The organism is Methanogenium organophilum (assembly GCF_026684035.1).
Lineage (GTDB): Archaea > Halobacteriota > Methanomicrobia > Methanomicrobiales > Methanomicrobiaceae > Methanogenium > Methanogenium organophilum.
Map to the genome: position 1 here is coordinate 2085984 of NZ_CP113361.1, position 12529 is coordinate 2098512.

11 protein-coding genes are annotated in these 12529 nt (G+C 47.0%); 4 read left to right on the forward strand and 7 right to left on the reverse strand.

Annotated elements, in window-relative coordinates; genetic code table 11:
* Nucleotides 1-2: 2 nt before the first annotated feature.
* From thpR to OU421_RS10315, 3 genes are all read left to right on the forward strand, one after another.
* Nucleotides 3-542 carry an RNA 2',3'-cyclic phosphodiesterase gene (gene thpR, locus OU421_RS10305; RefSeq protein WP_268186008.1) on the forward strand — a complete coding sequence of 180 codons (540 nt, stop codon included), beginning with the start codon at nt 3-5 and terminating at the stop codon, nt 540-542.
* Complete coding sequence (gene cca / locus OU421_RS10310) at nt 539-1909, forward strand: CCA tRNA nucleotidyltransferase (protein WP_268186009.1); 1371 nt, start codon at nt 539-541, stop codon at nt 1907-1909. Before thpR ends, cca begins: the two co-directional genes overlap by 4 nt.
* 378 nt (nt 1910-2287) lie before the next feature.
* Entirely contained in the window at nt 2288-3880 is a 1593-nt protein-coding gene (locus OU421_RS10315) for an FMN-binding glutamate synthase family protein (protein WP_268186010.1), read from the forward strand.
* Between the two features lie 241 nt (nt 3881-4121).
* On the opposite strand, the gene OU421_RS10320 is transcribed toward OU421_RS10315, so the two are convergent.
* The 5 genes from OU421_RS10320 to OU421_RS10340 form a co-directional block, all read right to left on the reverse strand.
* Nucleotides 4122-4904, reverse strand: a complete 783-nt coding sequence (locus OU421_RS10320) for a TIGR01458 family HAD-type hydrolase (RefSeq protein WP_268186011.1) — start codon at nt 4902-4904, stop codon at nt 4122-4124.
* A 225-nt stretch (nt 4905-5129) separates the two neighbouring features.
* Nucleotides 5130-5450, reverse strand: coding sequence for a P-II family nitrogen regulator (locus OU421_RS10325; protein WP_268186012.1), 321 nt, complete (start codon nt 5448-5450; stop codon nt 5130-5132).
* Between the two features lie 12 nt (nt 5451-5462).
* Nucleotides 5463-6659 (reverse strand): ammonium transporter, encoded by a 1197-nt coding sequence (locus OU421_RS10330; protein ID WP_326493498.1) that lies wholly within the window; start codon nt 6657-6659, stop codon nt 5463-5465.
* A gap of 117 nt (nt 6660-6776) precedes the next feature.
* Nucleotides 6777-8111 carry a type I glutamate--ammonia ligase gene (glnA, locus tag OU421_RS10335; protein ID WP_268186013.1) on the reverse strand — a complete coding sequence of 445 codons (1335 nt, stop codon included), beginning with the start codon at nt 8109-8111 and terminating at the stop codon, nt 6777-6779.
* 163 nt (nt 8112-8274) lie between these two features.
* A complete protein-coding gene (locus OU421_RS10340) occupies nt 8275-9282 on the reverse strand; it encodes a phosphate uptake regulator PhoU (RefSeq protein WP_268186014.1) in 1008 nt (335 codons plus the stop codon).
* A 349-nt stretch (nt 9283-9631) separates the two neighbouring features.
* Between OU421_RS10340 and OU421_RS10345 the strand changes: the two genes are divergently transcribed.
* Nucleotides 9632-10591, forward strand: a complete 960-nt coding sequence (locus tag OU421_RS10345; protein ID WP_268186015.1) for a DUF128 domain-containing protein — start codon at nt 9632-9634, stop codon at nt 10589-10591.
* 39 nt (nt 10592-10630) lie between these two features.
* On the opposite strand, the gene OU421_RS10350 is transcribed toward OU421_RS10345, so the two are convergent.
* On the reverse strand, nt 10631-11377 hold the full coding sequence (locus OU421_RS10350) for a DUF128 domain-containing protein (protein WP_268186016.1): 747 nt from the start codon (nt 11375-11377) through the stop codon (nt 10631-10633).
* Between the two features lie 109 nt (nt 11378-11486).
* Nucleotides 11487-12524 carry a Coenzyme F420 hydrogenase/dehydrogenase, beta subunit C-terminal domain gene (locus tag OU421_RS10355; protein WP_268186017.1) on the reverse strand — a complete coding sequence of 346 codons (1038 nt, stop codon included), beginning with the start codon at nt 12522-12524 and terminating at the stop codon, nt 11487-11489.
* Between the last annotated feature and the right edge of the window lie 5 nt (nt 12525-12529).

The window sequence follows — 12529 nt, forward strand, 5'->3', positions numbered from 1 at the left end:
ATATGGTCCGGGCGTTTTTTGCTGTTGATCTCTCTTGCGATATTAGGAACCAATTCTATACTGTGCAGGATATTCTCAGGAACAGTGATGCAAAACTGACCTGCGTTGATCCGTCTCTTGCGCATATCACCATGAAGTTTCTGGGGGAGATTTCCGATGATGTACTGCATGGGATACGGGATATAATGTCTGAATTCTCATTTGAACCGACAGATATTGCTGTTTCTGGAGTTCAGCTTCATCCAAAAAAACGCCCCCGTATTGTCTGGGCAGATGTATCAGATAACGGATGGGGTGGGGTGACTGTTGCAGAGATGGACAGGCTTCTTACCCCTCTGGGCATCCCATCTGAAACCCGGATTTTTACTCCTCATGTAACTCTTGCGCGTATCAAACGCTACGATCGTTCCCTGCGCGCAGCCGTGGAAGCGGTTTCTGAACATTCATTTGGGAGGATGACTGTTGATACCATCACTCTGAAAACAAGTACGCTCACGCCACGCGGACCGGTGTATGAGGATGTCATGGAGATTTCAGCATGACCCCGAGAAATGCAACGGAAAAGGAAGTGTTGTCTGTTATCCGTCCTGAAAAAGAAGAGCGGGATGACATCTGCACTGTTGCAGAGATGCTTGTGAAGGCGGTAAACGAGAGTGGCACTGCAAAGGGGATGGTCGTTGGTTCTGTCGCACGCAATACCTGGATCAGTGGTGACCGCGACATTGATGTGTTTATGCTGTTTCCCCCGGAATTGCCCCGTGAATCACTTGAAGAAGAGGGGATTGTTCTGGGGCGGTCCATTGCATCCCGTTTCGGCGGGAAGTTTGTTGAGAAGTATGCGGAGCACCCGTATATCAACACGACCATTTCCGGGTTTGATGTGGATCTTGTTCCCTGTTATGCGGTGACAGATGCTGCACGCATTCAGAGTGCTGTTGACAGAACGCCGTTTCACACCCGGTATATCCAGTCTCACATCAGTGGTCTTGAGGATGATGTCCTCCTCATGAAACAGTTTTCAAAGGCAGGAGGGGTGTATGGCTCTGATCTGATGACAGAAGGGTTTGCGGGGTATCTGTGCGAACTGCTTGTTCTTACCTATGGGGGATTCAGTGAACTGATTGAGGCCTGCAAGTCCTGGCAGACCGGAAAGACGATTGATATTGCCGGTCATCAGGGGAAACACTTTGATGATCCCCTTGTAGTGATTGATCCGGTCGATCCGAACAGGAATGTAGCTGCATCAGTCTCACTGGCGAAGATGGGGGAGTTCATCGAACTCTGCCGGGGCTATTTCGAATTGCCCGGCAAGGAATATTTTTTCCCCCCGGTAAGAAATGCCATTACCAGAGACGAATTTGAACTGATTCTCGCGGAGCGCGGGACGGGGCTCTATAGTATTAGTTTTGCAACGCCACACCAGATTCCTGATATTGTGGTCCCGCAGCTGCGGAGAAGTACTGCAGGTATTGCAGCCCTCCTGGAACGGCATGGGTTTGTCGTCAACCGGTATGATGCTGCAATGGGTGATGACCGCTGTTATTTGCTCTTTGAGCTCTTGGTGGACCATCTTCCTCCTCTGTATGTTCATACCGGACCACCGGTTGAGAATGCGGAAAATGCAGGTAAATTCAGGGAAAAGTATCTCCGTTATAATGTATTGTCCGGCCCGTTCATCAATGGTGATGGGAGATATGCGGTTGAGATATTACGGAAATGGGTGGATGCCTATGCACTCCTCGCGTCAGATGATCTCTTTTCTGCAAGGTTGGGAAAGCATGTGGTGAAGTCGATGAAAAAAGATTGTGATGTGAGGTGTGGTGCTGCCTGCTGGGATGAAAATATCTGTGATTTCCTAAGTGCATTTTTTAATAAAATTTCATCTGTCAGTGCACTGAAAAAGCTGTAGGAAAGAGCAAGCAGGGGGGGCGGTGACACCTCCTCCCGACTTAACTGATATTTTTTGAATATTGTAAAATTTCAATACGAAGGGTTCGGGTATCAGATTAAACCGAAATCTTCCCGAATATTTTTCATTCATTTTCTCCCACAATAATGGTATTTGGGGAACTGATCATTTCTATAATCTATATAGAAATATTTATTAATGCAGGAAAGAAGATTCTTGTAGACATTCATAGGAATGTGAATGATGAAAGGTATATCTCCTGATATGCCGCTTATCAGGAAAATGATAAATTTCCTGTAATTCAAAAGTCAGACGTATCGCAGGACATATGTGAATGAAACTGAGATTCCTGCAATACCAGAAATTTGGAGGATTATTATGGCAAATCTTAAAACACCCAATTCGGATGAGGCAATTCACACGTTCAACCGTTCAAAAAGTATTGTACCGATGTCAGGCATGTGTTCACGATGTGTTGACGGATGTAAAGGAAATTGTGATATCTGGCTTTCATCTTTCAGAGGCCGTGAAGTACTGTACCCCGGTCCTTTTGGAGAAGTAACAGCAGGTGCAGACAAAGACTATCCAATCGACTATTCTCATCTCAACATTCATGGATACGCAGTGGGTGCCCGTGGACTTCCAAAAGGGATAAAGGCAGACTCTGATACGGCAGTATTCGATGATGTTGACACTGAAGTGGAGTATGGGTGGGACATCAAGGTCCCGATGAAAGTCCCGATCTTCACCGGAGCACTTGGTTCAACTGACATTGCACGTAAAAATTGGGAACATTTTGCAATTGGTGCAGCCATTGCAGGAATCACTCTTGTGTGCGGTGAAAATGTCTGTGGTGTCGACCCCGATCTTCGGCTCGACAGCAATGGTAAGGTGGCAAGTTCACCTGAGATGGATAGAAGAATTGAGACATACAAGAAATTCCATGAGGGATACGGAGAGCTTCTTGTTCAGCTCAATGTTGAAGATACGCGTCTTGGCACCGCAGAATATGTATCCAGCAAACACAATCTCGAAACCATTGAACTGAAGTGGGGGCAGGGTGCAAAGTGTATCGGCGGTGAAATCAAAGTGGGTTCACTTTCACGTGCAACAGAACTGAAAGAACGTGGATACATTGTTCTTCCGGACCCAACACGCCACGATGTTCAGAAAGCATTCGAAGATGGTGCAATTAAAGAATTTGAACGTCATTCACGCCTCGGGTTTGTTTCGAAAGAAGGATTCCTCGAAGAAGTGGATCGTCTTCGTGACATTGGTTTCAAGCGTGTCACACTCAAGACCGGCGCCTACTCAATGAAGGAACTTGCGATGGCAATACGCTACTCTGCAGAGGCAAACATCGATCTTCTGACAATTGACGGTGCTCCGGGCGGAACCGGGATGAGTCCATGGCCAATGATGAACGAATGGGGTATCCCGACATTCTATCTCCAGTCTCTTGCATACGACTTTGCAACACAGCTTGAGAAGAAGGGCTACCGTGTTCCTGATCTTGCAATTGCCGGTGGATTTGCTGACGAAGCAAATGCATTCAAGGCGCTCTGTATGGGTGCACCTTATTTCAAGGCGGTCTGCATGGGCAGGGCACTTATGATCCCGGGCATGGTTGGAAAGAACATTGCCAAATGGCTTGAGAATGATGAACTGCCTAAGAGCGTTTCAAAGTATGGTTCTTCAGTTGAAGAGATCTTTGTATCCTACCAGGAGCTCAAAGAGAAGTTCGATGGAAGAATCGACGAGATCCCGCTCGGCGCAGTTGGAATCTACACCTATGCTCAGCGGTTCAGAACAGGAATGCAGCAGATCATGGCAGGAAGTCGCAACTTCAGCTTCAGTTCAGTTTCACGAAACGATCTGATGGCACTCACCCCTGAAGCAGCAGAAGTATCGGGCATCCCCTACGTCATGGAATCATACCGGGACGAAGCACTCGATATTCTTCTCGAATAATCTCCTCTTTTTTCCAACGATTTTCTTTACAATCAAACCGGAGATCTCTCTCTCTGATGCATTCGCCTGGTTTTGTATCTGAAAAAAGCGGTCAGTGTGCCATGGCGAATTCCTTCTGATTCAACAGGATGATCGCCTCATGTTCACTGGGGTTCGTATTGGGGTTCCCGGCTGATGGTGATTATCCGGGGGATCATTTTTGGGTGTCGGTGTTCATCATCTGATGGATGGAGATATGCGATCACATGCTGTTACCGATAATTTCCGGCAGTTCCTGAACCGAATTGATAATCCGGTTGGGAACAATCCCACTTTTCTTTAATCTTTCGTTGCTGAATTTTCCGGTTTTAACAAGAACTCCTCTCATGCCTGCTTTCTGGGAGCCTTCAATATCGCTAAAGATATCGTCCCCCACCATTAGTGCCTGTGACGGATTAATATTCATTGAATCAAGTGCTGTTTTAAAAAATGCAGGGGATGGTTTTCCGACAAGGTGGGCCTGAGTTTCACTTGCATATTCAAGCCCGCACACAAACGGCCCTGCAGAAAGGGAAAGTCCTCCATTGTCCATCCAGTATCGGTCTTTTTCCAGAGCATAGAGCGATGCACCGTCAATAAGCAATCTGAACGCTGTATTCATTGAGGAATAATCAAAATTATCCCCTGCATCGCCCACAATAACCGCTTCGGCACCGGAGTCACACTGGGTAATTCCGTCAACAAGAAGATCCTTCTCTACGTCCCCCTCGGTCAGGAAAAAACACTTTTGAATGTTGTTTTCTTTCAGGAGCGATACCAGGGCTATTGCAGGGGTGAAGATCAAATGCTCCGGAATGTCGAGTCCATTTATACTCAGTTTTTGCGCGATTGACGTCCGCGATTTTCTGGTGGTATTTGAAAGACACCTGAACGGGATATGGTTCTCCCTCAAAAAATGTATGGATTCTATGGCCCCGGGAATGGGAGAATCGCCAGTATACAGGACGCCATCGATATCCAGAAGAACTCCTTTTATGCATTCCATGTACATCACGTTTTTGGATAATTGGTATGAATTTATGTTTTTCAACAATAAAATTGCGGTGCATTCCTGAAATTTTCTCTAATATTTTGATATATGGGTATTTTCATTTCTGAAGGGATGTGGGGAGAATAGGGTGCGGAATTATGTTCGGGATAAAAAATGAATTGGTGAAAATATTCTAAGAGAAATGAGGGTTTGGAAAATTATGTGTTTTATCTAATCTTCCTAAGCCTTGTCCCTGACAGGTATTGACATCTCTATGGGGATGATAAAGATCTTTCCATCGCCTGCTTCACCCGTTACTGCTACTCTCCGGATGATTTGTGTGATTTCTGCAACCTCATCATCTTCGACAACCATCTCAACTTTTACCTTTGGGATGAGGTCGACATTGACCTTTCTGCCCCGGAACTGAAGGGAAATTCCACGCTGTGCACCCCTGCCGTGAACATTTGTGACTGTCATTGCAAAGTGGCCGCCTTCATCAAGGGCAGCCTTGACATCCTCAAGCTTTTCGGGCCGTATGATTGCTTCAATCTTCTTCATTTTAAATCCTCCTTATGCCTCTACTGTCTCGCCGTGCTGGGAAATGTCCAGACCGACGTATTCTTCCTTCTCATCCACACGAAGGCCCATCACCTTGTCAACAACCTTTGCAAGAATGTATGTCACCACAAAGGCGTAGACCATGGCAGCCACTGCATCCAGCAGCTGTATGAGGAACTGATTCACATTGCCGTATATCAGACCATCAACACCGCCGATGACAGCTGTTGCAAAGATACCGGTCGCAAGAGCACCAAACAGGCCGCCAACACCGTGAACTGCCCATGCATCCAGCGATTCATCAATGCCCTTCTTCTGTCTCCACAGGAGTGCAGAATAACAGACCAGTCCGGCAAGTGCACCAATGACAATGGAGGCCTTCACGTCAACAAATCCTGCGGCAGGCGTGATTGCAACCAGCCCTGCTATTGCGCCGGATACAATACCCAGTGTTGCGGGTTTCCCCCGTATCCATGACGCGATCATCCAGGCAAGTGCACCGGCGGCAGCGGCAGTGTTTGTCACAACAAATGCGTTTGCTGCGATACCATCCGCGGCAAGTTCGCTACCTGCATTGAATCCGAACCATCCGAACCACAGCAGTGCTGCACCCAGAAGGGTGATCGGAACATTGTAGGGTTCCATCCCATACTTCCCGAAGCCCTTACGGACACCAAGAACCAGGCAGAGCGCAAGAGCTCCGAACCCTGAACTGATGTGGACGACGGTGCCACCTGCGAAATCAAGTGCACCAAGCTGCGATGCCCATCCGCCTCCCCATGCCCAGTGTGCAAGGGGATCATAGACAAGTGTTGTCCATAACAGCCCAAATACAATGAATGAACTCAGTTTTACCCGTTCAGCAACACCTGAGGTGATGATCGCAAGTGTCAGGGCCGCAAATACGAGCTGGAACACCATGAACAGGATGTCGGGGATGCCGTCGCCATCCAGTCCGACACCGGCGAGCATGAAATGGTCAAGACCACCGATGAACCCGCCAATGTCCGGACCAAATGCCAGACTGTATCCGAATACAACCCACTGGATACTTACCACGGCAAATGCCACAAAGGCAAGGCCCACCATTGAGATGATATTTTTTCGTCTGACCATTCCGCCATAGAACAGGCCAACAGCAGGGGTCATGAGCATGACCATTGCCGTACATATGATGATAAAGGCGGTATCACCGCTACTAATTGCCATGTTTCAAACCTTTTTTATCTTATTACTCCGAATATTCTTTCGGATTTCTCGTTTTCTTCATTACGGGACAATTCAAACAATAAGGGGAGAGGGACAGTCTCCCCTTATATTTCTGTTTTAGAACCTTGTCAGGTAATGTTCAACTTCCCAGGGGTGAACCGACGTCCGGAATGAATCCCATTCAATCTGTGCGATGGTGTTAAGACCATCAATGACGTGGCTTCCGAGTACATCGCAGATGAGGGTGTCTTCCATGAGGTGCCTGTTTGCGGTAATCAGGTCTGATGGAAGGGTGTCAATATGTGCCTTGCTCCGCTCATCATCGGTCATCTCGAAGATGTTCTGATTCACGCCTGCAGGGGGATCGAGCTGCTTTTTAATTCCGTCCAGACCTGCAGCAAGGATTGCGGCAAAGGTCAGGTATGGATTGCAGGTTGGATCAGGACTCCTGAGTTCCATCCGTGTACTGCTGCCACGAGGGGCGGGAACGCGGATGAGGGCTGTACGGTTCGATGCACTCCAGCTCACATAGACGGGTGCTTCATATCCGGGCACCAGCCGCTTGTACGAGTTGACCGTTGGATTGGCGATACGGGTGATGGCCTTCACGTGTTCAAGCACACCGGCAATGAACTGCTGGGACATTTCTGAGAGCTGAAGGGGTGCTTCAGGATCATAAAATGCATTCTTTCCGTCTTTGAAGAGGGATGCATTCACATGCATTCCGCTTCCGTTGATGCCAAATCTCGGCTTTGCCATGAATGTAGCATTCAATCCGTTCTTGAGCGCAATGGATTTGGTTGCATACTTGAAGGTGATGACGTTATCGGCGGTCTTCAGGGCGTCACCATACTTAAAGTCAATTTCGTGCTGGCTTTCAGCGACCTCGTGGTGGGATGCCTCAATCTCAAAACCCATGTCCGTTAATGCGAGAACAATCTCAGCGCGGACATCCTCTGCCAGATCTGCCGGTGCAAGGTCGAAGTACCCGCCCTTGTCCTGTGAAACTGTGGTGGGCATGCCATCCTGATCAAGCCTGAAGAGGAAGAACTCAAGTTCGGGGCCTGTGTTAAAGGTGAATCCCATCTCCTTTGCTTCAGCAAGTGTCTTCTTCAGAATGTACCGGGGGTCGCCTTCAAATGGGGTTCCGTCAGGAAGATATACGTCACAGATAAATCGTGCAACCGGGGAGTCACTGCCTCTCCAGGGGAGGAGGGAGTATGTTGACATATCCGGCTTCAGGACCATGTCGGATTCTTCAATACGAGCGAATCCTTCAATAGAAGAACCATCAAATGAGATTCCGTCCGTGAGAGCTTTTTCCGTCTGCCAAGCTGGAATTGCCACATTCTTTGGCAATCCCTGGATGTCAGAAAACTGCAGGCGCACAAATTTGACCTTGTCTGCCTCAATTCTCTCTAATATTTTTGCAACATCAGTAGACGATGTCATGGGTTATCATAGCTACAAAGGAGTATTTATAGATATCACCCCATTTGGTGATCTGGAATCATAATCTATATAGTAATATATTGTTATTGTGGGCCGTGGGGTGGGTGTTTGTGAGGAATGTAATTTTTCAATACTGGTTCGCGGGAATAAAAAATGGGGGGAGTCAGGAATTTTCTGTAATCAGGTAGTTGATGGCATTCTCTGAAATTACTCCCGCATATTCTCCGACCCTGCGGAAATTTTCAACACAATACCCAATTGAGACAACGCCTGGTGCACCCAGATCAAAAAGCCACGCTGAGATGTCGTTGCATTTTTCTGAAAATCCTCTTACCTCGGTGATTATTTCATTTGCTTTCAGAATGTCTTTTTCAAAAAGCGATTCCATACTGTCCTCAAAAATCTGAAGGGATTCCCGACTTTTAACCTCAATTATTTCAATAATTTTCTTTTCAATGGAGGTGTACATGAGGCTTCGGATACTTTCAGCAATCTTGACAACGTGGTCGCCCACACGTTCGATGACACGCGAAATCTGCAGATAGATGAGGGCCAGCTCAATGTGGATGCCCATGTCGCGGGATAATGAAACATTCCGTAGCAGAAGATTGAACTGGCGTGCAACAAGCCAGTAGAGTCGGTTTACATCACGATCGCGAAGAATTACGTCCTCGACGAGTTCCTCATCACGGGTTTTCAGCGCAAACACTGCATCCCGCTGCATACCGGCAACAATTACGCCCATTCTCCGAAGGGTGCTGGAAAACGGCATTTCTCCTGGATTTAGCAGGTCGCGGATCACGATCTTTTTGTCTGTCTGATCAGAAACCTCCTGCCCTACTGTTCGTTGGGTAAATTTCCGTACCGATTTGTGCACCCAGGATGGGATCCTCCCTGGTGAGATTATTTCAATAACATTATAGCCCGCCACATAGGCGCCAATAAGAGAGCGAAATAGTATGTCAGCACTGTCGTATCGGGTCAGATCAATTTTTTTCACCCGCTCTGACGCCTTGCCTGATATTTTTGGTGTGATGGTGAGCGACCCGTCGGGCTGAATAATCAGGCCCACAGGATCATTTTTATGTATTTCTGAGGTCCGTATCCATTCTTTCGGGAGCGAAACAATAAAAGACGACCCGCCCGTTACCTGAACTTTCCGGATTTCCATAGATTAATTCTCCCGTCCTGAACACTACATTGATCTCCGGATATAATAATAGATTGTCTATAAATATATATATACTATATATTGGCGCGGGGCCTGCCAATTATCCAAAACAGGTCAAATGGGTGTGTAAAAATGTACGGGGGATTTCTGTAAACGCCTGTAAAATCGGGAAAAAGGAAGCAGGGCGGATGTCTGCCACGTCTGTTGGGATGTTACAGGAATCGATGTCACAAAAAATGCCTGTTTCATCATATTTTCAAAACATAGATATGAATGAATCTTCAAATTATCATATGGATGAATTCTTCTCTCTTCTGCGGTGCTTCAATCGTAATGGGGTGGTTGTAAGGTGATCTTTGAACGTTCAGAGAGAAAATCCGTTGAAATATTGCGCATTCTTTCAGAACAGCAGGGGCCTCTCGGAGCGAAGCGTCTCAGCGAACTTTTGGCTGAACGGGGTTTTGCAATGTCAGATCGGGCAGTACAGTATTATCTGCAGTACCTCGATGAGAAGGGATTTACCCGTAAAGTTGGAAATAAAGGGCGGGTTCTTACAGCAGAGGGTTCTTCTGAGGCAGAGGATGCCCTTGTTGATGACCGCATGGGGTTTGTTATATCCCGGCTTGAACAACTTTCTTTTAATGTAACATTTAATCCGGAGACGTTGAAGGGGGATATTGCCTACAACCTGACGTTTGTACCGTATGATGAGATCAAAAATGTTACAAAGGCATTTGATGATGTTGTTGCCCGTGGATATAACTTTTTTCGGGGCTACTCGATAACCGACAACGATCCACGTCTCCCTCCCGATAATGTCGGCTTTATTTCTGCCTGTTCAATAACAATGGACGGGGTTCTCCAGAATAATGGGATTGGCGTTGATATTGTGTATGGGGGCAGATTCCGTATTACTGATAACACTCCCGTGTGTTTTGATGACCTGATCGGGTATCGGGGAACAACAATTGACCCTCTGTATCTTTTTATTAATGCAGGCCTGACGTCTGTTCGGAGTCTGGTTGATACCGGGAGTGGGGTCGCACTTGCAAATGTCAGGGAAGTGACTGTTCAGGCGAAAGAAAGGGTGGAGAAGATTATTGATGATATGGCTGATTGCGGTTTTATCCGCCCGGTTGGTATAGGCACAAGTCCTTTCAACCTGCGCCCAAACCCATACCGTCTTTCAATAGTATTTTACAGTGGAATGAATCTGGTGGCGAATGCGGTTGAGTGCGGATGCAATATAAATACAGAAATTGGGGCCGGCCTCATTCCATTTTCAAGAATTGCTGACAATAAGAGATGAATTGCCCTCATCCACCCTTTTTGTTCACGCCCGGATTACCTATTCAATTTCATCAATATGGACCAGCCTCGATGCGGAAATCAGCCCTTTCATTGCTGTCGTATCTGCCCACCGTCCTGATTCTATAAATGCACCTATTGGGTTTGCTCCGCCAATCATCACAATACCCTGATAATTTGTTGTGATGGGGACGCCAAACATGGATCTGTTTGGATTTCCGACATCCAGAATGCCGGTAAAACCAACTGCCCCAAACTGGTCGAGAAGTTCAAAGAGGAGCGGCTCTGCTTCCATATGGGATTCACGTATATTTGCAAGGATACTGCCCTTCCCTGAATGGATTACTTCCCGGATGGCAGTTGATCCCTGGTCGATCATCACCTGCGTCGGATCAATCGTTGTTGCATCATATCGTATCAGGGACGTAAACCTGCGTGGGCTGTGATCCCTGATCTCCAAGAGGCCGCCCCCGATTGGATTTATCGGGATTCCATTTCTCAGTAGTATCGCGTCAAGCGTGATGCTGCACATTGTTACAATACCATAGTGACCTTTTGGTATTGTTCTCCCCCCAATCTGTTCACCCGGTTCGGCAATGAGCATTCTGTCACTTACGCAGATGCCTGCAGTATACGATTGATGAATAATTTCAACGGCATAATCCCGATCTTCTTCTTTAATCAGGGTGAGATTGAAGATCACCTTGCCCATCTCGGTTGATGGATCGTATGTTACCTGAAGTGCATACTCATCGATGCGATGATTGACAAATTTAAGTTGTTTCATAGTATTTCCCTCTGGTTGATACCGGGAGATTCAAATATTGTGGTACGGTATCGCATAGTCCAGAAATCATATGCAGTTCCTAATTAGGATTTGTATATATAAAAAGAGGTTATTTGTGGATTCGTTCTGATTTTTTCTGGGAGAGTTTCTCTATGATATTGAGATCCGTAATGTCATTTTCGATAATGAGTCTGCCGGTTTCTGCTGCATGGTTGACAAATCCCGCTCCTACGGGTGTCCTGATAATGACGGTGGTTTCGCCGTTGGGGCTTCCGATGGAACCGGCCGAAATATCTGAATCAACTGCTGTCAAATCACCACATGCATGGCATCCCTTTCGGACGCAGTCTTCAAGGGCATCCAGTGGCATTTCTCTGGTCACATTATCTGTGCAGTCAATGATCAGTTTTCCCCGTACGTCAAGTTTTTCGATCTCCCATGGCTCAATTGATAATTCATGAACGATTTTGTCTTTTATGAGCATTTCATAATCGAATGTTTCCGTACAAAAGAGGCCGATGATCAGGCGGATTGCTCTGCCGAAAGGCCTGAGCAGGTCATGGTCTGAATCCTTCATCATCCGTGCCGCTGATGCTGCACAGGGGACGCCGACTACTGCAATTCTCTCGATTTTCTGTGTGACGACCGCAGACTTCAGTGCTGCAAGGGTGGGGACCCACCAGGCATATCTGCTGCCTGCCGTTGCTATCAGGGTTTCTGTCTTTGTGATAACAACGGACTGTGGTTTTTGTGTCCACGGATCGGCGGTTACGGTAACGATGGCATCCACAAGTCCCTCTTCCAGGGCGTTAGCAAGGATGGCTGTTACCGCCCCTCCGCTCTGGCGTTTTTTCACGTCAAATCCGGAGTGGGCAGCAATTATTCTCGTATATTCGCCAATGCCTGTTTTTTTCATTCTGGATTCATACTGATCTCCGGTTCGTGGGCAGACAGCGTAACATGCGCCGCATGGGACATTATCTGTTACTTCCTTACAATATCCGGTCTGGATAGGTGAGTTGCTATTTTTATCATGAGCAAATACGATGGCATCTGCAGGACAGACTGCAACACATGCGCCGCACCCCGAACAGATATCTCTGTCCCATACCTCTTCTTTCAGGTTCTGATAATTTTTACCTGGCATTCTGT